Here is a 22,817-nt window from a genome sequence, read left to right as displayed (position 1 = left end):
CCCGCCTTTATCTGCAATATTTCTTCAGTATTAATGATAAGGATCTGCAGCATCTCTTAATCCATCACCAACAAAGTTAAATGCCAGTACAGCTACGATAACAAACACTCCCGGAATAAAATACCATGGATACTGAGCAACAGCTCTCACATTCTGAGCCTCCTGAAGAAGTACACCCCAGCTAACTGCAGGAGCCTTAAGTCCTAAACCAAGGAAACTCAGTGCTGTTTCACCAATAATCATTCCCGGGATCGCAAGTGTCAGATTAACCAGAATATAACTCATACAATTAGGTATTAAATGTTTACTAATAATTCTACCACTTTTGGCACCAGCAGCTCTTGCTGCCTTCACAAAGTCTTCTTCTTTTAATGATAAAATTTGGCCGCGTAAAACCCGAGCCATACTGACCCATCCAGTAAGTGATAAAATGACTGTAATTGCAAAATAAACCTGAATCACAGACCAGTCCTGAGGTAAAGCAGCTCCAAGTCCCATCCAGAGCGGTATTTTCGGAATTGCAAGGGTAAACTCTATCACTCTTTGAATAAAGTTATCAACCATTCCGCCCAGATAACCGGAAATGCCTCCAAAAAATAGTCCCAGAACAAGACTTACTGCAATACCAACAAGTCCAACTGTTAAAGATAAACGGGCACCATGAATAGTTCTGGTAAAAATATCTCTACCCAGTCCATCAGTTCCAAACAGAAAAATTTGAGTTTCATCAGAACCAAATAATTTAAGATTTGTTTTAAATAAACCTAAAAAATTGTATGTATCATCTGATTTATATAGAAAATTAACAGGAATTTGCTGGCTTTGATCAACAGTATATTCCATTGCCAGTGTTTCCATATTTCTTTTCCCTACAATTGGATGAACATATGGAGCAGTTAGTCCATTATCATCAAATATATTAATCTGCATTGGAGCAATATTTGGGAATTTAGAAAATCTTTCATTTGGATCATAGGGTGTCAAAAAACCGGCAAAAAGTGCACTAACATATAAAAGAATTAAAACAATTATTCCGCCCATTGCCAGTTTATGGTTTTTAAATTCTTCCCACATCAGCTGCCAGTGAGACTTTGCTTTAAAAGGATTACTCATTACAATATCTTCATCTTTAGTTATTTTACTTTCACTAGAATTATTTTTCAATTAAATATCCTCCCTTCATTAGATCAATCATAACGGATTCGCGGATCTACCAGAGCAAGCAAAATATCTGATAAAAGTGTACCAATCAAAATCAAAACAATATTAAAGAAAATTATAGTACCTGCTAAATACATATCCTGAATTTTAAGAGCATCATAAAGTTTAGGTCCTAAAGTAGGAAGCCCTAACACAATACCAGCTATTGTTCCACCCGAAATAATTTGAGGTAAAAGCCAGCCAATTGTACTGATTAATGGATTAACAGCTATTCTGGCAGCATACTTGATAATAACTTTAATTTCGTCAACTCCTTTTGATCTGGCCATTTGAATATATGGCTGTCGGAGCTGATCAAGCATTTCTGCTCTCATAATCCTAATTAACCCTGCCATACCTGCTGTACCGACTACAACAACCGGTACCCAGATTCTCTGTAAAACAGCAAGAATTTTTGACAGACCCCAGGGTTCTCCCATATATTGAACCGGCATTAAACCAGATAAATTTATACCAAAAAATCTTAACCCAACAAACATTATAATAATTGCCAGTAAAAAATTAGGGATTGAGACTCCCAGAAAACCAAAAAAAGTAAATGCATAATCACCAAAGGAATATTGTTTTACTGCCGAATAAATACCAATGGGAATCGATAAAACCCAGGTAAATAAAAGAGTTAAAGATGAAATTAAAATTGTATATCCAATTCTTTCCTGAATAATATTTATAACTGGTCTTTCTTCACTAAAGGCCATCCCAAAATCACCACGAGGGAATCCTTTAACCCATTTCCAGTACTGTAAATAAATAGGATCATTTAAACCATATCGTTCTTTGATTGTGTCCGCTCTACTCTGTTCAACTTCTCCCCCCATCTGCTGTAAATTAGCCAGATAAGAATCTATATAACTTCCTGGTGGAAGAGTAATTATCAAAAAAGAAATCATGGAAATTAAAATTATCATCGGGATAATAATTAACGTTCTTCTCAAAATAAAATTTAACAATATTTTCCCTCCCTTAACAATATAAGATAATATAATTAAAAAGTCATTTTTTATAGTTATTTAAAATTGTCAGGTACCGTCTATCAGGTACCTGACAATTTAATGATATTTATTTAAATAAAACTAGCTAATAAACACCAAATTAATGTTCTGAAGGATTTTCCCAGTAGAACTGTTCTACATAGGCATTTCTGGTTGCACCAACACTGGGGTTATCTCCCACTTTTCTCAGATTAAGAAGTCCATTTTTTGAAACTCCAACATGTCCTGCCATACCAACTGTTCCTATAGATGGCAGATATTCATGCACATAACTACCAACTTCTCTGTATAATTTAGTTCTTTCTTCTTCATTAACATGATCTACTGTATGTCCAGCAGTATACCAGTCAATGATTTCCTGAGGTGGTTTAATAGCTAATTTCTGTCTTGCTTCTGGTATTTCAGACTCAGGAATTCTAGTCTGGGTATAAGGATTATAATCAAGGAACCAGTTTCCATAAGCATTATATGTGTCTTCTGCTGGTACATATTGATCCCAGGGAGGTAAGGAACCTGTCATAAAGGTTGTAGAAATTTGAGTTCTTCCTTCCCAGATTTCAGTAAAGAATAATCCCTCTTCTACAGAATCCATATTAACATTAATTCCAATATCATTCCAGAATCCTTTGGCCATTTCTGCAGTTGACATAGCAACACTACGACTTGAATTAGCTAAAAGCTGTAATAAAAGATCGTCACCATTTGGTTTATCTCTCCAGCCATCACCATTCTGGTCAACTACACCCATTTCATCAAGTAAAGCTTTTGCTTTTTCAGGATTATATTCAGTATAAGCTGTAGCCCATTCTTCCTTATAGGCTTCATCAGCAACTGTACCGGGATGGTAGGTTAACTGTCTTTCTTCACCCTGTCCCATAAAAACAAGATTTTTAATTTCTGTCCGATCAAGTGCATAAGATAGTGCTTTGCGGAACCTGACATCACCTAAAATTTCCCACATATCCTTAGCATTCACAGGCTGCTGCTGGACAGAAAATGTTACCCGACTGGCCCATAAAGAGTCACCAATCCAGGCATTGTAATTTCCATCTTCTTCACTTGCTTTAATTGTCGGATAATCAGCAAAAGATAAAAATGAACTAATATAATCAATTTCTCCAGATAAAACATTCATTAACCTCGCCTGTGCATCGGGAGTAGATACTGTTCTCTGTTCATCAATATAGGGCAGCTGATTTCCTTCTGGGTCAACTTTAAAGTAATATGGATTACGTTCATAAATTCTTCCGGTAGGTGTCACCTTTTTTACAACCCAGGCTGATAAAACTGGTCTACCAACTGGTTTAGGGTTAAAAAACTCCCAGGACAATCTATTATTAAAGTACTGAACCCAGCTTCCAAAACCTGCTTCCTTGGCTAATTTTTTCGCATTTTCATTATATTTAGGATGAAATTTTTTCATATAGTGAGAAGGTGGAAAGAATTCTAATCCTGCATACCAGGTTGAATCCATATTTTCGTGGAAGGTATAATAGGGAATTGCAAAATTAAATTCTATTGTGTAATCATCAATAGGATTTACTTCCATAATTTCTCCACCGGGACGGAAAGTAATCGGAACTGCTGTTGTTAAAGTTTCATTTAAAAGGATATCATTGTACCAGAACATAACATCTTCACTTGTTAACTCATTTCCATCTGACCATTTTACTCCTTCTCTTAAGTAAAGAGTAAATGTTTTACCTCCATTACTATATTCCCAATCTTTAGCAAAGTTAGGAATTGTCATTAAATTATCATAATCTCTATTTTTTAAGAGGGGAGTTTCCACTAATGTATGACCATTGACTCCCAGTCCATCAGGTCCAAACTGAGTAAATGTCATACTGCCACCATATTTACCAATTGACTCTTCTGGCTGAACCACAACTGGGTTTTTAGGTAATCTTTCTTCTACTGGTGGTAATTCTCCAGCTTCAACACGCTTTTTCAACATAGGTGCTTCGTTAAATTCTGTAATTCCTGATTCGGAAAATGGAATAATACCAGAAGCAGGATCTTTAGCTGCCTTTTCTCCAGCACCAGCAAAAGCAGTTATTGATATACTTAACATTAAAATTGTTAGAAAAAATATTTTAGTTATTTTTTTCATTTTTTCCTCTCCCTTATAATTGGTTTGTTAATACAAGATATTTATAGTCGATTTAAGAGTTTTTAAGTTCTTATCCACCTCCAGCTGAATTATTTTTGCTCGTTAGGTAAAATTATAAGGTTATAAGCAATTTGTTTTAGTGTTGATTAAAGAACAATAAGTAATTTTAACTAATATTACCAGATAACATCTTTTATCAGGCCTTTTTAGCATTTAAAAGTTGAGTAGTTACTTTAGTTCTTTAATTTTCACTAAAAGTATAGCATAAATTTTAGATTAATGTCAAATAAATTTACATAAATTATCTAATTATTTTAATAATTCCGGGTTGAGCCTGGAATATAGTACTATATTTTCTTTTTTTTTGAACTATAAAATTAAATAATAACTTCTATTGCTAAATATAAATTAAATAAATGACTTAAAAATGACATTAAATTTGATTTTTTTTGGGTTTTGTTTTATAATTGACTAAAATAAATAAAGTTTGGGGGGAGAAGTTTGATTTTAATTGACAATTTAAGAGATGGATTAAAAACTTTTAAAGCTTTAAGTTCAGAATCTAGAATTAAAATTCTGGAACTTTTATCAGAATATCATCAGCTTAATATGAATGAACTGGCTAAAAAACTGGGGCTGACTAATGGGGCAATTACTTCTCATGTTAAAAAATTAGAAGAATGTGGTTTAATTAAAGTATCAACTGAATCAGCAGCCAGAGGTAACCAGAAATTATGCTATCTCCATGAGGATAAACTAATTTTTGACTTAAAAAAACAGACTGAAGAAAAATTTTATGAATCAGAGATAGCAATTGGTCATTTTTCTGACTATGAAGTCTATCCAACCTGTGGGCTGGCAAATAAGGATCATATTATAGGAGAAGTAGATGATCCCAGTTTTTTTGCAGATCCAGAAAGAATAAACAGTCAAATTTTATGGTTTACTAAAGGTTTTATAGAATATAGACTGCCCAATTATCTAAAACCGGGACAGAATTTAAGTGAGATACAAATTTCTATGGAAATAAGTTCGGAAGCTCCTGGAGTCTGTAATGACTGGCCTTCTGATATTTTCTTTTATCTTAATGATGTGGAAGTAGGAAGCTGGACAAGTCCGGGGGATTTTGGGGAAACTAAAGGTATTTTTACACCTTCCTGGTGGTATCCTAACTGGAATCAATATGGATTATTAAAATTGCTATCAGTGAACAAATATGGAACTTTTATTGATGGATCTAAGATTTCAGAGGTAACAATTGATCAACTTAAACTTGACCATAAAAGTAATTATAAATTTAAAATGGCTATACCAGAAAAAGCTGAAAACAAAGGTGGTTTAACCATCTTTGGTGACAACTTTGGTAATTATAATCAAAGTATTTATGTTCGTTTAATTTACAATTAAATTTAAAAGACCATTTAGAATAGAATACTTGTAATTGAGGTGTAAAAGCAAGATGATGTATAATCAGGATCAGTTTATTATCAAATTAGGTAGAAAAGCAACAATTTACGGCATTATTGGTTTTTTTGTGGGAGTTATTGCTGCTTTTTTACTTTCTTTTTCTAAAATTGCTATTATTATTACAGCTGTTATTTCTTCTTTCTTTTTTGCTTCTTCTTTCTGGGGAATCCATAATTTAAAAATGTGGTTTAATAAATATCGTTATCGGATGCCCAAATATCTCTGGTATTTTTTAAATATTTTTGTATATTTAGCAGGGATCTTTGTTGGTCTGGTTGGTTATGGATTTATAGAACACTTTTTGCTTTTACTGGCTATGGATCAACATCAAAAGGGTACCGGCTTAATCGGAGCTCAAATTATTCTCTTACCCTATCTTGGTAAAATATATGCAGAAAAAATTGATTATAATATTTAATTTAACTGATAAAGTCGATAAATTTATCCGTTAATTCTGGATCAAATTGAGACCCACTACAGCTCTGCAGTTCTCTGACTGCTTCTTTTTTTGTCATTTTATTCTTGTAAATATTTTTATTTCTCATCACATCATATGCATCTATTAAGGAGATGATTCTTGCTAAAAGGGGAATCTCTTCTTTTTTTAAGGCAGCAGGATAACCATTACCATCCCAGCGTTCATGATGATGCAGTATCTCTTTTGCAATAAATGCAAATTCTTTTGAAGCAGCTGCAATTTTATATCCCTGGTCAGAGTGTTCTTTGATCTTTTCCCATTCTTTTATATTTAAGCTTTCCTCTTTTTTTAGTACCTCTTCTGCAATATTTATCTTTCCCAGGTCATGAAGTTCAGCTAAAATTTTCAATCTTTCTTTTTCATCTTTTTTTAAATCTAGGTAATCGGCAAATTCAGCTGCTGTTCTTTTCATTCGCTGCAGATGATCCTTATTCTCAGTGCTTTTGTTTTCCAGATTAACTAATATATTTTCCACAAGTTTTTTCTTAGCCTCTCTACTTTTAGACATTTTTTGTTTATACATTTCTTTATCTGCCTGATCAAAAACATTAAATATATTTTCTTCACATTTTTCTTTAACTGCTGCTCCTACTGCAAGAGAAATAACCGTTTCTTCATCTTCGGTCTTAATACAGTTATTTTCTATTCTTCTAATTATCTTCTCCATTTCTTTTTTATTTGTTCCGGGGAGTAAAATTACAAATTCATCACCTGCCCAGCGGGCAACAATATCTTCACTGCGAGTAGAATCTTTTAATATTTCGGATGTCCTTATTAAAAGCTGATCTCCCTTTTGATGACCATAGGTATCATTAAATAGCTTTAAACCATTAACATCAATCATAATAATTGAGATTGGAAGTCGACGACTGCTATCCAGTCTTTTCATTTCCTCCTCCATAAAAGTTCGATTATATAAATCAGTTAAATTATCATGATAACTTAAATATTGTATTTCCTGCTGCTGTTTTTTATAATCTGTATAGTCAATTCTCATGCTTAAGACACAATTAGTATAATCTGGCAGGACAAATTTGGTTTCTTTCATTAAAAAAAATTTTTTATTATTAAATTTATCATAAGTTTCCATAATATATTCCTGGTCCTGGTTTTCTAAAATATCACCAATTTTTTGTCTGGCTCTTATTTTGAATTTAGCAGGCACTAAATTTTCGAACATACTGTGGCCCTCAAGCTCCTCTTTACTGTAGCCGGTGTAATCACAGATAGAGTTATTAACCTGGATTATCTTCCCTTTTTTGTCAAGCAGGAGCATCCCTGCAGGAGACTGATCAAATAATTTTTGGTATTGTTTTTCTCTAATTTTTAATTTATACTGCAGATCTTCGTAATAAACCGCAAATAAACTGATTCCAAACAGCAGTCCCAGCAGTCCTTTTAAAAAAATACCATAGCGGTTAAACCAGTTAAATCTCATTAAATAAGGTGCTGCTAAAAGATTTAACCCAAATAATGAGCTTACAGCTGCGGTAAATGTTGAAACCTGGTTAAATGCTAATTTATAAAATAATATCCCTGACTTAATAAAAGCAAAACTGAGATATACTAAAGTTGGTGCAAGTATAAATAGCTGATTTCTAAAAAGGAAACCCAGTACAGATAATAAAACTAGGGCCTTTAAAAAGCTGTACCAGATATCAGCCGTTTTTTGATTAAAATACTTGTATACAGCTTTTACTAAAAAAACAGCTTCTAAAAGATGCATTATAGAATTTAGTAAAACAAAGAAATTATTTTGGAAATGAAAATATAAGATATCTGCAGCAGTAGCAGCAATGGCAAAAGTCCAGAAATAAGAGAAATAGAGTAAATATTCTTTCTTTTCTTTGTGAAATAAGAATCTGAAACCCAGCCAGAACATTATAAGCCCGGCTAAGTATATATATGTAAAACCAGTTTCCAGATAAGTATCGAAAGCCAAGACTACCACCTCAGACAAATAGTATTATTAAAATTAATTCTATATATTATATTCTAGAAAAATTAACTATTGCCTTCTTTATTGAGTATTATTATATAATTTTGTAATAATTTCTTTTATAATTTCATATTTAGCAAGTTCTGTTTTCCACTTTTCAGGAATAGCAGCACAGCCATAATAAGCTCCTGCCAGCTGACCGGTTACAGCAGCAGTTGTATCTGTATCATAACCCAGATTAACAGCTAATAATACTGCCTCCTCAAAAGAATCACTGTTTATAAAAGACCAGAGACTGGCCTCCAGAGTATTAATTACAAATCCATCTGATTTAATCTCATCTCTTTTTTTGTTAAAAGCACCTTTAACAGCCTGAATAACCTGTTGATTCAGATTTAAATCTACAGCTGTGTCTTTGAGCACTTTAATTTTGAAAATATCTATTTCAATACGGGCATTAATAAATTGCTGCAGGAGCCAGACGCATTAAAGAACCATTACCTGCTGCTCTTTCACTTACTGGTGGAAATTGATTATTTTCATCATAATACTCGAGAGAACTGGCTGTATTCGAACCAACACCAAAACACTCCCCTGTAGAACTTAAATAACCTTTTTTATACCACTGTAAATATTTCTGCATCTGATGATGAGCGTCATAGCCCTTTTCGATTAAACTTTCTGCCAGACAGAGTGCCATAGAACTATCATCAGTCCAGTAACCAGCCTCCAGATTATATGGGCCGCCGGTGCTCATATCTTTAATTTCTTTAAAACTACCTCGTTCTCTGGACTCAACTGAGGCTCCAAGAGCATCACCTACAATTAGACCAAAAAAAGAGCCGAAAACTTTATTTTTTATTTCTTTGTCAAGCTTCTTCATTAACTTTTGATTATCTGATGGAGTCGATTTAATAATAAACACCTTCTTTATTTCTAATATAAGTTAAGATAAAATTTAGAACCTTAAAAAAAGAGAATAATCATCTGATTATTCTCTTTAAAAATTTATTTTCCTACAATCTTTTTTATTTTATTGGTTGCATCTAAAAGTGGACTGACTGAATCATCATAATTTACAGTATCAATCAGCAGTGAAATTATTTTAGACATATCAACTTCTTCAAACCATTCTGCATCTTTAAATTTCTGTGGAATATAGGTCATATTAGTTGAGAATAATTTGGAGATATAACCTTTTTCATAGTACTCATTCATTTTTTCTATACCATTTGTAAAAAATGTAAAAGATACCGCTACATATACATTTCGTGCATTTTTCTTTTTCAACTCTCTGGCAATATCAAATACTGAACCCCCAGATGCTATCATATCATCAACAATTAAAATATCCTTGCCCGCTACTTCTGCTCCCATATACTCATGCTGGATAATTGGGTTTCTACCATCAATTATCTTTTTATAATCTCTACGTTTATAAAATAAACCAACATCCAGACCTAAAACACTGGCATAATAAATTGCTCTATCCATGGCTCCTGTATCAGGAGAAATAACCATCATCTCATCCTTATCAAAACAGATCTGATCATTAACTTTATTCATTGCTTTAATAATCTGATATGTGGAATGCAGGCTTTCAAATCCAGTCTGTGGAATAGCATTCTGAACTCTTGTCTCATGTGCATCAAAGGTGAAAATATTTTCAACACCCAGATTTTCTAATTCCTGTAATGCCATTGCACAATCTAAAGATTCTCTGCTGTTTCTTTTATCCTGACGACTTTCGTATAAAAGAGGCATAATCACATGAATTCTTCTGGCCTTACCAGCAATAGCAGAAATCAGTCGTTTGATATCCTGAAAATGATCATCAGGACTCATTCTATTTTCAACACCAAACATATTATAGGTAACATTATAATTACCGATGTCAGCTAAAATATAGATATCCTTACCCCGAATTGATTCTTTAAGATGCCCTTTTGCTTCCCCATTAGCAAAACGAATTATGTCATTATCAATAATGTAAGAATCCTTGATTTCCTCTACATGATATTCGCTGCAGCTGCTTGCAAATTCTTCTCTCCTTCGCTTAACAATATACTCATTAACTTTTTTTCCTAATTCTTTACAGCTCTCATGTACAATTATTCCCAATTGGCCAAATGGTATCTTTGTTATTTTTTGATCTTCCACGTTTGTTTTAGCACCTCATTTGTATATTATTTTCTTGTCCATAATAATATTTCAAGATTTAAGTAAAATATCCTCTTTCTACCCTTTAATTAATGAAAGTTTATATATTAATTATATTCACACATTGATATATTATTCCAGATTAAAAAAGTTTTAACTTATATTAAATAAACTAAAAATACTCTGGCCAGACCTAAAAATACAAAAAATCCAAATACATCTGTTACAGTTGTTAAAAATATTGCTGAAGCCAGGGCCGGATCAATACCAAGCGACTGCAGAAATAAGGGAATTAAAAAACCAAACATTCCTGCAATCAATAAATTTAAGATCATTGCTAAAAAGATAATCAATCCCAGATAATAATTTCCATACATCAGATATAAAATTAAACCTGTTACTAAACCTGTTGCTGCTCCATTAATAATTCCAACCATCGCTTCTTTAAATAAAAGAGTCCAGTTATCCTTAAAATCAATTTCTCCCAGGGCAATTCCTCTAATAACTATAGAAAGAGTCTGAGTCCCGGCATTCCCTCCCATTCCAGCTACTATCGGCATTGCAGCAGCCAGGGCTACAACCTGTGAAATAACATCTTCAAATAAGGCAACTGTAAAAGTAGCAAGAAAGGCAGTAGCCAGATTAATAAACATCCAGGGAAGCCGACTTTTAATTGACTGCAGTAAAGTTGTATCTGAACTTTCTTCTTCATCTACCCCGTGCATTTTATATAAATCCTCTGTATTTTCTGCTTCAATAACATCAATTATATCATCAACTGTAATAATTCCGATTAAAATTCCACTCTTATTAATTACAGGAATTACTGTCAGATCATACTTTGCAACCTGTTGAGCAACAATTTCCTGATCTACATCTGCAGAAACTTTAATAATATTATCATCCATTAATTCTTCCAGTTTTTTCTCATCATCTGAACTCAAAATATTTCTCAGATCAACACTCCCAACCAATTTTTTATTATTATCTGCTACAAAAATAGTATCAATGATTTCTGTATCAGGAGCGATTTTCTTTATTTTATTTAAAGCTTCAGTGGTTGTCAAATTTTTGTTTAAAAGTAAATACTCAGTAGTCATTATTCCACCGGCAGATTCTCTATCATATCCCAGAAGATTTTTAACTACAAGTGCATCATCCTGTTTCATGTGCCTCAATAGTTCTTTTCTTTTTTGGATTGGTAAAAGACCTAAAATATCAGTTATGTCATCAGCAGCCATATGAGAAAAAATTTCAATTATCTCTTCTGAACTTTTACATTTTAAAATATCAATCTGGAGATCTTTTTCCGATTCCTCAAAGATATCTGCCAGATCTTCTGTCTCTAATAACTTTGTAAACTCATTTACCTCTGAAGCATCCAGTTCAGAAAGAGCTTCTGCAATATCTATCGGATGATTCTCTTCTATCCATTCTTCTTTTACATTTTCCTCATTATTCAAATAACCATTAATATCATTTTTTATATTCTCTATTTTTTCCAATCTTAAATCACCTCTATCAAAAAGTAATTTCAAAAAATGTATGTACTTAATATTCCAGCTAAAGCTCCAATTACTATTGCTGTAATAAAACCTGTTTTAGCTGAGAAATCAAAATAATTAATAATAAAACCTATTATAAGACCCATTATTAAATAATAATAAAGATTTGACAAAGTATCACCTCCGCCCAGAATGACTCTAGACTTAATTATAACAGCAATTGTAGACTTATAAAAGTAAATAAAAATAAAAAAACCACTTTAGCTGATATTATTTATAAATAACAAGATTTTAAAAGCTAATTGTGAAAATTATGGAATCTGTGTTATAATATAAAGTGCTTTAACTATTAAATTTATAATCATCAAGAAAGGGCTGTGTTGTTGTGTCAGAAAAAAATAATTTTAAAGATTTATTAGCAAAATATAGTAATTTAAAAGAATTTAAAACTGGTTCAGAACTTTATAGTTATCAAGAAAAAGCTGATAAAATATATTTCATTTTAAGTGGACTAATCAGAATCTATATTAAAGATAATGAACAAGAATTAGAGATTCAGCGCCAAAAAAACGGAAGTTTTGTTGGTGTAACAGCTTTTACTGCTAATACATACAGTTCCCGGGCTGCAGTATATCTAGATACAAAAGCACTGGAATTTAAAGTCTCAGATCTCAGAAAAATTATGCAAAGAAATAATAGCTTTGCCAGTAAAATGATTAATAGTCTTTCCCTATATATAGAAAAATTAGAAAACAGAAACGAAGAGCAGTTAACTCCAATATCTAAAATAAACAAAAAAATTGAAACAGAAAAAGAAATCAAGAAAACATTAGCTGCTGAAAAAATTGCCGCAAAGAAAAAGGGGAAGTTTATTGATCAGGCAGCTGCTAAGATAAGAAAACAAGCAGATTTTTATTTAAATGGCCACAGTTTTTATGATCAAAAAGCAGCTAAAGAAGATCAATATTATCTTTATGATAAAGAAATAGAATGTCCTGTCTGTTTTCAAAAGATGGAAATTAAAAAAATAAGAAACTCCAGATTAAGAATTGAAGAAATTAGAGCAGATTTAAGACCTCTTTATAAAAACTTTAATCTATATAATTACAGTGTTCTCTCCTGTCCCCGCTGTCTTTTTACAGCCAGAAGAAATGATTTTTATGATTTTTCGAAAAGAAGAATGAAAAAAATAAAAAATAACTTCAAAAAAAATGTTAGTGAAGATCTGGGCAGTGATTTTAAAATTGAATATGATGAGCTGAGGACAATCAATCAAGTTTTAGATGCTCATTACCTGGCCTTAAAACTCTATGATTTTACAGATTATCATACTGATAAAAAAGCTTTTATCTGGCGTGATTTAAGCTGGATTTATGAAGATCTTGGAGAAACTAATCTGTCAGAAAAAGCTTCTTTAAAAGCTCTGAAAAATTTAGAAGAATTTTATTTTAAGGAAGATACAAACAGTACCAAAACAGAAAGTGATAATATTACGCTACTGCTGGCAGTTTTATATCACAAACACAACAAAAGCGACAAGGCTTTACCACTGCTGGATGAGCTAATCAGAGACAACCGAGTTAGCCTCAGACAGAGAAATAAAGCCAAAGATTTATTTTTAGAAATTAGAGAAGCAAAAAGAAACAGCTAAAATTTAAATAAAAAGTTAATTAAGGTGCGGATTTATTCGCACTTTTTTTAGCTTATAATTAATTAATAACTGAGATAATCTATCAAATTTTCCTGATCACTGAGCTTAAATTTACCCTCTTCCAGCTTCCAGTACTGAGCAGAATCAGTTATTCTACTGATAAATGAAACTAAATGTGGATGACAGCTTAAAATGAATATCTGATGTTGGCTGGCTAAATTAGAAATAATTTCTGCTGTATTATAAAGATGACTGCGGTCAAAATTAACTAAAGAATCATCCAAAACAAGTGGTAATGCTGGTTTGATTTCTCTAATTCTGCTGATTCTAACGGCCAGAAATAGCTGTTCTAAACTGCCCTGACTTAACTGTTGAACACTATTAAACACTTTCCCATTTTTTGTGATTACTTTAAAATCTGACCGATCCAGGTCAGCAGATGTCTCAAGATCTGTATAGTGCTGACTGCTAATTCTGCTCAGAATTTCTGAAGCAGGTTCTAACAATTCCTTTTCTGCTTTTTCAATCATTCTGGATCGTAATTTTTTTAAAATAAAATTCACACTCTTGTTAACAGCATAGCTTCTGGCCTTTTTTTCTAAATTATTTTGGGCCTGATCAATTTTTTGCTGAGCTTTTTCAATTTTACTGGAAGAAGATAAATCATCAATTCTATTTTTTAAAGTTATTATTATTTTTTCTAAACTACTTTTCTGCTCTTTAAAAAAGTTTAACTGCTCCGATAACTCTTTTTTTCTTTCTTCAACAGCAGTTATTGAAGTAAAATCTCCATATAAGCTAATAAAACTCTGATAAGGATCCTCTTCTTCATTTTTCTCATTTAAAGCATTTTTTGTTTTATCAGAAGATTTTAAAGTATATTCAAGCTGAGACTTTCTGGCCAGGTATTCTTCGGATAGGTTCCAGATATCGACTAATCTATGGAAGTCTTTAAATAAGGTCTGAGATTTATCCAGCAAATTCATTTCTTCAGCAGCATTAAACTCACAGCTGCAGTATGCAGCTGCATTAAGTATTAAATCATTTAACTGCTCAAGACTTTCTTCTAATTCCTTTCTTTTTTCTCTGTTATCCCGTTCCTCTACTTTAAGCTCCCGATATTTCCGTTTTTTGTCTTTAATCTCTCTAAAATATGAATCTATAAATTCTAAATAATTATCTCCTGTAATACCTAAAATTAGGGCATAATTTTCTAAATCAGCTTCAATTTCAGTTAACTGGCCAAGATAACTATTTAACTGTTCTTTTAAAGTTTCCTGCCTTTTCTTTTTCGCCTGATTTTCATTTTTTATTTCATCTGTTCTTTCCTTATTCAGCCTGGAACTTTTATAATTAGAACTATAGTAGATAAAAGCAGTCAGAGCAAAAATCATTGCCAGATAAGCTATTTGATTATTATCAACAAAAAAAGAAGCACTTAGGGTTATCACAGACAGGGCAATAATTATATAGCTTCTTTTTAGAATAGTTTTTGGCATTATAAATTCAATATCATTCAGCTGCAATTTTTTTTCTTCAATTTCAGACTCTAAGTCATTTATATCTGATTCTATCTTTTTGATTTCAGAAGTTAACTGATTATATTCTCTTAACTTTTGATTTAATTGCTGTTCCTGGATTAAATCAGTTTCAATTTTTTCTAACTCCTGCAGCGGTTTTTCCCAGCTTGAATTTAAGCTCTCCATTTCAATAATCAGAGCCTGTAAGTTATTATTTATTTTATCTTTTTGCAGCTGATAGTTTTTTATTTTTTCTTTTAAAACTTCCTCATTTTGCTGCTGGTTTTCTATTTTTTTACTCTTAGATTTAAAAAAGGAAAGCAAATCAGCCAGTCCTCTTTTATTATTGTTTTCTTGACTTGATTTATCAAAATCAAAATTTATAGAACCAGCAGCTTCTTTTTCAAGTTCTGCTTCCATTTCTTCTATCTCTTCCAACTCTGAATAATTATTTTTTAAAAGATCAAGCAGAAAATAAGTATGTTCCAGATTTTTAAGTTTAGCCTTTGTCTGTTTTAATTTTTCCTGACTCTGATTTAGTTCTTCTCTTTTCTGGTTAAATTCTTTTATCTCTAAAAGTGCCTGGTCTCTCATTTCCTCAGCCATTTTAATTTCATTGTAATATGGTTTAAAAGAGGCTACAGCTGGATCACCAAGAATTCCACCTATTTTTTTAGCATTAGAATAATATTTATCTGCCAACTCAGGTACTTTAGTTAATTCTGAAAATCCGGCTCCCAGAAGAATAGAAAAGAGTCTTTTTTCTTTCTTTTTTCCTTTTGCAATTTTAGATAAATGCTGGAGTTCATCCAGACTGATGCTAAAAAGCTGCTGATAACTCAACTGATCCAGATGATTAAAAAGCTGAGCTGCAGTATGTTGTTTCAGATTTTGATCTAGAACTTCCGGCTTGGAATAACCATTTAATATTAAATTGTAACTTTTATTTTCTTTTTCCAGTTCTGCTTCTATATAATACTGATTTCTGGCTGGAGGTATGGAATTATCTTGAGGCAGTCCATAAGGTAGGTAGCGCAGCAAATTTAGAAAAGTACTTTTCCCTGCCCTATTTTTGCCCCCAATAACTACCAGGTTTTTAGAAATATTATCTAGATTCTGGTTATTAAAAATTCCAAAATCACGAATATACAAATTTTTATAATACATTTAATCTCCATCTCCAATTAGTTCAGATACAATTATTTTTTCTGCATCAGTTAAAATATCTTGCTGTAACTTTTGATCAGCATAAAACCTGTAATTTTCTCTATCTTCGGGATTCTGATCTCCCTGCCAGATCTGTCCCCACTCTGCCAGCAGCTCCTGATTCATTTTCTGATCATTTAAAATCTCATTTATTAAATCCTTTATGTTTTGATAAAGTGGATTATTATTTTTCAATTCCTCCAGATTGATCAGAGAATCTGCAGTTCTAAATAAAACAGAATGAAGCCAGATAAGAGAGCTTTCATTTATCTGCCTGGATCTAAATTCTTCCAGCAGAGTTTCTTCCAGCTCTTCTCTCTCATTTTCTATATAATAATGCAGCTCAGTTCTACCTTTAATTACCAGTCGAGTAATTAAAGCTTCAACTTTATATTTTTGATTCTCATTCTGCAGCCTGATCTTTTCTTCTAGCTTACTAATTTTTTTAGCTATTAACCGCTGTAGTTCTGTGATATTATTTAATTTTTCTGTTTCTAAATCCAGCTCAACCTCTTTAAAAATAACAGGTGCCAGAGGAATAAATTTTTCCTTACTATTTAAATTGCTGTCTACCTCTACCAGAATTACTCCTTTATTACCCTGCTCACTAATATTATGAGCCTGCAGAGTACCGGGAAAATAGACAGCAGGATTACCATTTATCTGCTGGTACTGATGCAGGTGACCTAAAGCCCAGTAATTGATTTCTTTTTTTGATAATAACTCACTTTTATTAACCGGAACATAGCGATTATTATCTTTACTTAAAGCTGTATGCAGTAAAGCAATATTAAAAACTGACTGATCAGGAGCGGTATAAAAATTATACATTGTTCTTGATTCAAACTTCTGCCGGTAAGATTGTCCCAATATCCGTGCTGCCAGTGTTCCTTCTTTATAGTACTCAAAAATTTCAACTTCCTGACTGGAAAAATAGTGAACATTTGCCGGCAGCTCAAAAACTTCCTTTTCTACCCCTGCCGGATCATGATTACCTGAGATTACAAAGATCTCTATTCCCTGCTTTTCCAAATACTGAGCCTGTTTTAAGAAAAAGCGGCTGGACTTAATTGATCTTGCCTCTCGATCATAGAGATCACCGGCAATTATGATAAAATCAACTGTTTCTGATACCGCCAGCTCAACTAAATTTTCAAATGCTTTTTTCCCCGCCCTGGAAAAAATTTTTTTAAAGTTGTGATTATCCAGACTATTAGAACTTAATTCTTTAGCTAAATGTATATCTGCTGTATGAATAAATTTAATTGCCTTGGCCATATTTTCCTCCAGTATTAGCTGTAATCTCTTTCTGTTCTATTTTCCCATTTAACAAAAAACCAGCTGAAAACAAAAATTTGTGCCGTTACCTCCAGGATTCCGATTAAATGTTCAGCCAGAGACATTTTTGTATAAATCATTCCTTCAATTGAGCCGGGAATTGGAGCAACTGAACCAATAAGTGAAAAACCCCAGATTAGAAAAAATAATTTTACCCAGGCATAATCACTTTTAATTATCTTGTTATAAAATGGGTATAAGATAAAAGCAAAAAAAGCTCCCCTGAAAATCTGAAAAAGAGGAGCCAGTCTAACAATTGTAGAATCTAAAGCACGAAAATTAGAAAAGCCCTCCATAGTAATAAAAGCACTGGCATAATTTTGGAGATTCATAAAAACTACACCGATAAAAATATAGGTAATAACATGGACTAAAATAAAACGGATTGTAAAGTAAACAAATCGTTTAGACGGTTTTCTCATTGTACTCCCCTTTTTCTGTAGTATCTATATTTAAACTTACTCTTACTATTCTTCAAAACTCTCACCAAAAGTTAATTCTTCTGCAAGATTTCCGACATAAGGAAGTTTGAATAATTTTCCATTATATGCTTTATACATTAATAAAAACCAGAGGACTGTTCCGGCAAAGGTAATTAAGGAAGAAATTATAATTCCCAGGACTGGAATTACCAGTACCAGAGATGAGACAATAAATAGAGAAAAAAAGGTGATTAAAGACTGCATTGCATGGAAACGAACATGGTTATTCTTTTTTTCTATAAATAAAAAAATCAACCCTGTTACCCAGACACCGGCATAAGCCAGAATGGCCTCCACGTTTTCATCTAAACCAAGACTAGTTTTTTTATGATACATAATTGTGAGATTATTATCCGTAGATAATATCCCCTTCCCCCTTTTTCTATAATATTTGCTTCAGAAAATTGTATTATTTCTTGTATCTTTATTTTAACATAAAATTTCAAATTAAAAAAGCAAATTACAGGATAAGAAAAAACCGCCTGTAAGCATTACAGCTACAGACGGTTTTAATTTTATTAAGTTGAAACTTATTCTAATTCTAAGATTAATTCTCCTGATTCAAGCTGCTGTCCAGCGGCAGCATGAATTGCTGCAACAGTCCCATCAGCTGGAGCAGTAATATTGGTTTCCATCTTCATGGCTTCCATAATTACTAAACTCTGATTTTCTTTTACATCTTCGCCTTCTTCAACTAATATCTCAACTATATTACCCGGAAGACTGGCTCCAATTTCCAGCTCATTTTTGGGATCAGCCATCTGTTTAGCTGTAGAATCAGCTGCAGCTGTACTTGCTTCATCATAAATCTTAATTTCTCTTCTAAAACCATTGACCTCAAAAGCAAGTCTGCGATAACCCTGATCATCTACTTTTCCAATTTCCAGCAGCTTAACAACAAGGGTCTTTCCTTCTTCAACTTTAATTTCGCTGGTTTCTCCCTCACGTAAAGCATGGAAATATACATCACTTCCCATATGACTTAAATCTCCGTATTCTTCCTGATAGTCTAAATAATCCTTAAAGACTTTAGGATAGAGAGCATAGGCTAATAAATCTTTTTGAGTAAGCTCAAAATCATATTCTTCTTTTAACTCTGCCTCTGCTGTTTCAAAATCGAAGTCTTCAAGTAGAGTTCCTGGTCTGACAGTTATTGGCTCCTCACCTTTGAGAACCAGTTCCTGCAGTTCTTCCGGAAAGCCTCCAGGAGGCTGTCCAAGCATTCCTTTAAAGTAAGCTTCTACAGAATCCGGGAAGGCCATATTTTTGGCTTTTTCACAGATGTTTTCAGGTGTCAGGTCATTTTTAACCATAAAAATTGCCAGGTCTCCTACAACTTTAGAAGATGGTGTAACCTTTGGTATATCTCCCAGCATAAAATTAACCTTGCGGTACATTTCCTTAAACTCTTTAAAACGATGGCCCAGACCAACACTTTCTACCTGTGGCTTCAAGTTAGAATACTGTCCGCCAGGAATCTCATACTTATAAATCTCTGCAGTTCCAGATTTTAATTCAGATTCAAACTGAGAGTAAACTGGTCTAACTGCTCCCCAGTAATTTGATATTTTCTGAATATCTTCAATATTCATTTCTGGATCCCGATAGGTATTTGTTAGAGCAGCTACAAGAGAGTTAAGAGGCGGCTGACTTGTTAAACCGGCCATGGTGTTAAAGGCGGTATCCACAATATCCACTCCGGCTTCTGCAGCCATTAAAAGTGTTGCTCCACCATTTCCACTTGTATCATGAGTATGCAGATGAATCGGAATTGAAATTTCTGATTTTAGGGCTTTAATCAGCTCAAAGGCGGCATATGGTTTTAAAAGTCCAGCCATATCCTTGATTCCCAGAATGTGAGCTCCCATCTCTTCAATTCCTTTTGCCAGCTCTATATAATACTCTAAATCATATTTATCACGTTGATCATCCAGGATATCGCCAGTATAACACATTGATACCTCAGCAATTTTGCCCTGTTTAACAACTTCATCCACAGAGATTTCCATTCCCGGCAGCCAGTTTAAAGAATCAAAAATTCTAAAAACATCAATACCTGCCTCTGCAGCCTCTGCTACCAGATTGCGGATTACATTATCCGGATAGTTTTTATATCCTACACCATTGGATCCTCTTAAAAGCATCTGAAATAAAATATTTGGTATTCTATCACGCAGACGTTCAATTCTTTCCCATGGTGATTCTTTTAAGAATCGATAGGAAACATCAAAGGTAGCTCCCCCCCACATTTCAAGTGAGAATAGGTTTTTAGCCAGATGTGATGTTGCTTCTGCTATTTTTTCCATATCAACAGTTCTCATTCTGGTAGCCATCAGTGACTGATGAGCATCTCTGTAGGTTGTATCAGTTAAAAGAATTTCTTCCTTATTTTTAATCCAATCAACAACAGCTTCTGGTCCATTCTGATCTAAAATTTGTTTTGTACCTTCCAGACCATCAATTTTTTCGAATTTAGGAACTTTTGGTACATCAAAATCAGGCTTTTTACCTCTGGTTTCATTAACAATCTTTTCTCCCAGATAGCTTAAAATTTTCTGCTCCTGATCAGAACCGGGTACAATATCCAGCAATTCCGGATTATTTGTAATAAAGCCGGTATCACAGGTACCTTTTCTAAATTCTTCGTGGTTTAACACATTAATTAAAAAGGAAGCGTTGGTTTTGACACCCCGAACCTTCATTTCCTCTATGGAACGCATTGCCTTTCTAATAGCATCTGGAAAAGATCTGGACCAGGAAATTGTTTTAACCAGCAGACTATCATAATAAGGGTTAATAATTGCTCCTGTATATCCATTACCACCATCAAGGCGGATTCCATACCCGGAACCAGTACGATAGTGATCTAAGCGGCCAGTATCAGGAATAAAGTTATTAGAAGGATCTTCAGTTGTGACTCGACACTGAATAGAATAACCATTCATTTTAATAGATTCCTGAGATGGAATATTAACTTCTTCCGAATCAAGTCTGTATCCTTCAGCAACCAGGACCTGACTCTGTACAATGTCAATTCCAGTTACCATTTCACTAACTGTATGTTCAACCTGGATCCTGGGATTAACCTCAATAAAGTAGTGGTTGTCATATTTATCAACTAAAAATTCGACTGTACCTGCATTTTTATAGCCGGCACCCTCACATAATTTAAGGGCATCCTGCAGAATCTCCTGCCTTTTCTTATCACTTAAGGCAATTGCAGGTGTAAATTCTACAATTTTTTGATGACGTCTCTGAATTGAGCAATCTCGCTCAAATAAATGCACAAGATTACCATGTTCATCACCTAAAATTTGAACCTCGATATGTTTGGGATCTTCCAGATACCTTTCCACAAAAATATCATCTACACCAAAAGCCTTACGGGCTTCTTCCTTGGCATCTCTAAACTGGGCAATTAATTCGTCATCAGAACGAACAATTCTCATTCCCCGTCCACCACCACCGGCAGCTGCTTTAAGCATCAGAGGATAACCATGATTTTCAGCAAATCTTTTTATTTCATCCTCTTTTTTAATTGGCTTTTCTAAACCAGGAATTACTGGCACCCCAAATTCCTGAGCCAGAATCTTAGACTTGATTTTATCTCCTAATTTCTCCATTACTTCTGCATCAGGTCCAATAAATTTAATTCCAGCTTCCTCACACTGACGAACAAATTCCGGGTTTTCTGATAAAAAACCATAACCCGGATGAATTGCATCTACATCCTTTTTAAGTGCTAAATCAATAATCTCATCAATAGCCAGATAAGCTTCAATTGGACCTTTGTTATTTCCAATCTGATAGGCTTCATCCGCTTTTGTTCTAAAGAGGGCCGTTCTATCCTCCTCAGAATAAATTGCTACAGTTCTAATGCCCAACTCCTGACAGGCTCTAATTACTCGAATTGCTATTTCTCCACGATTGGCCACTAAAACTCTCTTAAACTTTTTCGGCATTCTTTAATCTCCCTTCTTTAATTCTTTAATAGTATAAAGTGTTTATATTTAATAAAATTCTACCCAAAAGCAGGTAGAAGTTATTAATAAAGTATTTTCACCAGGAAAAAATAATCTTTCTCACAGCTGATTAAACTCTGTTATTTATTTATATTCTTCTTTAGTATACCATAATCAGCGGATAAAATCTAATTAAAAACTGGATTATCAATCTTCTGAATTATTTTTTATTTTGATAGAGAAAATAACTTCCAAGAATAATTAAGACAATCGGAGTTATATAATTTAGGTATTCCTGATTTTGAATATAATCATTATTTTCAACAAAGACCACAAAAACCCCAAAAATTATTAAGGCTCCTGCCGGATATATTGGCCAATCCCATTTCTCAAAAGCACTTGTATGAATTAAGACAGCAGCAAAAGCCAGGCCCAGCAGTATAAAAAAGACTCCACCTCCTAGATTGTTAATAAACTCAATTCGTTCCAGATCCGAAAATAAAGCTATTGCCAGCAAAACTGTTCCAGGAATTAAAAATCCTATATTACCATAATGTTTTCTTGCTCCCAACATAAAATAAGTAAAGAGAAAGCCTCCACTTAAGAGATAAAGAAAGATGTCATCACTGATCAAGTTTAAAGTGTTCAGTAAAATAAAAACCCCAATTGCTATCAATAAAATTCCTATCTTCTTTTTATCCATTCTCAAAACCTCCATTCGTCTATTTATTAATTTAATTATAACAGAAATAAATTAGTCAGCAAAGACTTTCCTTTAAAGAT

18 protein-coding genes are annotated in these 22,817 nt (G+C 33.1%); 3 read left to right on the top strand and 15 right to left on the bottom strand.

Features of this window, described 5'->3' with window-relative positions; all coding sequences use genetic code 11:
• Positions 1 to 30: 30 nt before the first annotated feature.
• The 3 genes from DFR79_RS07100 to DFR79_RS07090 form a co-directional block, all read right to left on the bottom strand.
• A complete protein-coding gene (locus DFR79_RS07100; RefSeq protein ID WP_133514818.1) occupies positions 31 to 1,113 on the bottom strand; it encodes an ABC transporter permease subunit in 1,083 nt (360 codons plus the stop codon).
• Positions 1,114 to 1,187: 74 nt separating this feature from the next.
• Positions 1,188 to 2,171: an ABC transporter permease gene (locus DFR79_RS07095; protein ID WP_133514804.1), complete on the bottom strand. Its 984-nt coding sequence runs from the start codon at positions 2,169 to 2,171 to the stop codon at positions 1,188 to 1,190.
• A gap of 142 nt (positions 2,172 to 2,313) precedes the next feature.
• Positions 2,314 to 4,326 (bottom strand): ABC transporter substrate-binding protein, encoded by a 2,013-nt coding sequence (locus DFR79_RS07090; protein WP_133514803.1) that lies wholly within the window; start codon positions 4,324 to 4,326, stop codon positions 2,314 to 2,316.
• A gap of 501 nt (positions 4,327 to 4,827) precedes the next feature.
• Between DFR79_RS07090 and DFR79_RS07085 the strand changes: the two genes are divergently transcribed.
• On the top strand, positions 4,828 to 5,733 hold the full coding sequence (locus DFR79_RS07085) for an ArsR/SmtB family transcription factor (RefSeq protein WP_133514802.1): 906 nt from the start codon (positions 4,828 to 4,830) through the stop codon (positions 5,731 to 5,733).
• A 52-nt stretch (positions 5,734 to 5,785) separates the two neighbouring features.
• The gene (locus DFR79_RS07080) at positions 5,786 to 6,211 is read left to right on the top strand and encodes a hypothetical protein (protein WP_133514801.1); all 426 of its coding nucleotides are present in this window, start codon (positions 5,786 to 5,788) and stop codon (positions 6,209 to 6,211) included.
• 1 nt (position 6,212) lies between these two features.
• Here the strand turns inward: DFR79_RS07080 and DFR79_RS07075 are convergent, their stop codons facing one another.
• From DFR79_RS07075 to DFR79_RS16095, 6 genes are all read right to left on the bottom strand, one after another.
• A complete protein-coding gene (locus DFR79_RS07075) occupies positions 6,213 to 8,213 on the bottom strand; it encodes a diguanylate cyclase domain-containing protein (RefSeq protein ID WP_133514800.1) in 2,001 nt (666 codons plus the stop codon).
• Between the two features lie 78 nt (positions 8,214 to 8,291).
• Positions 8,292 to 8,633, bottom strand: a complete 342-nt coding sequence (locus DFR79_RS16330) for an ADP-ribosylglycohydrolase family protein (protein WP_243727733.1) — start codon at positions 8,631 to 8,633, stop codon at positions 8,292 to 8,294.
• Between the two features lie 34 nt (positions 8,634 to 8,667).
• Complete coding sequence (locus tag DFR79_RS16325; RefSeq protein WP_243727732.1) at positions 8,668 to 9,135, bottom strand: ADP-ribosylglycohydrolase family protein; 468 nt, start codon at positions 9,133 to 9,135, stop codon at positions 8,668 to 8,670.
• 83 nt (positions 9,136 to 9,218) lie between these two features.
• A complete protein-coding gene (locus tag DFR79_RS07065; RefSeq protein ID WP_133514799.1) occupies positions 9,219 to 10,370 on the bottom strand; it encodes a ribose-phosphate pyrophosphokinase in 1,152 nt (383 codons plus the stop codon).
• A gap of 158 nt (positions 10,371 to 10,528) precedes the next feature.
• Positions 10,529 to 11,875: a magnesium transporter gene (mgtE, locus tag DFR79_RS07060; protein WP_133514798.1), complete on the bottom strand. Its 1,347-nt coding sequence runs from the start codon at positions 11,873 to 11,875 to the stop codon at positions 10,529 to 10,531.
• A gap of 29 nt (positions 11,876 to 11,904) precedes the next feature.
• The gene (locus DFR79_RS16095; protein ID WP_166637998.1) at positions 11,905 to 12,048 is read right to left on the bottom strand and encodes a hypothetical protein; all 144 of its coding nucleotides are present in this window, start codon (positions 12,046 to 12,048) and stop codon (positions 11,905 to 11,907) included.
• A 212-nt stretch (positions 12,049 to 12,260) separates the two neighbouring features.
• Here DFR79_RS16095 and DFR79_RS07055 point away from each other — a divergent pair, with 212 nt between their 5' ends.
• Positions 12,261 to 13,526, top strand: a complete 1,266-nt coding sequence (locus tag DFR79_RS07055; RefSeq protein WP_133514797.1) for a DUF2225 domain-containing protein — start codon at positions 12,261 to 12,263, stop codon at positions 13,524 to 13,526.
• 62 nt (positions 13,527 to 13,588) lie between these two features.
• Here the strand turns inward: DFR79_RS07055 and DFR79_RS07050 are convergent, their stop codons facing one another.
• From DFR79_RS07050 to DFR79_RS07025, 6 genes are all read right to left on the bottom strand, one after another.
• A complete protein-coding gene (locus DFR79_RS07050) occupies positions 13,589 to 16,213 on the bottom strand; it encodes an AAA family ATPase (protein WP_133514796.1) in 2,625 nt (874 codons plus the stop codon).
• On the bottom strand, positions 16,214 to 17,530 hold the full coding sequence (locus tag DFR79_RS07045; RefSeq protein WP_133514795.1) for a metallophosphoesterase family protein: 1,317 nt from the start codon (positions 17,528 to 17,530) through the stop codon (positions 16,214 to 16,216).
• 14 nt (positions 17,531 to 17,544) lie between these two features.
• A complete protein-coding gene (locus tag DFR79_RS07040) occupies positions 17,545 to 18,012 on the bottom strand; it encodes a hypothetical protein (protein ID WP_133514794.1) in 468 nt (155 codons plus the stop codon).
• Between the two features lie 45 nt (positions 18,013 to 18,057).
• A complete protein-coding gene (locus DFR79_RS07035; protein WP_133514793.1) occupies positions 18,058 to 18,408 on the bottom strand; it encodes a DUF4870 domain-containing protein in 351 nt (116 codons plus the stop codon).
• A gap of 194 nt (positions 18,409 to 18,602) precedes the next feature.
• Positions 18,603 to 22,034: a pyruvate carboxylase gene (locus DFR79_RS07030; protein ID WP_133514792.1), complete on the bottom strand. Its 3,432-nt coding sequence runs from the start codon at positions 22,032 to 22,034 to the stop codon at positions 18,603 to 18,605.
• A gap of 220 nt (positions 22,035 to 22,254) precedes the next feature.
• On the bottom strand, positions 22,255 to 22,737 hold the full coding sequence (locus DFR79_RS07025; RefSeq protein ID WP_133514791.1) for a hypothetical protein: 483 nt from the start codon (positions 22,735 to 22,737) through the stop codon (positions 22,255 to 22,257).
• Positions 22,738 to 22,817: the final 80 nt, after the last annotated feature.

The organism is Halanaerobium saccharolyticum, assembly GCF_004362045.1.
In the GTDB taxonomy this organism is placed as follows: Bacteria; Bacillota; Halanaerobiia; order Halanaerobiales; family Halanaerobiaceae; genus Halanaerobium; species Halanaerobium saccharolyticum_C.
The sequence above is the reverse complement of the archived record's forward strand: the minus strand, read 5'-3'. Positions and strand labels throughout refer to the sequence as shown.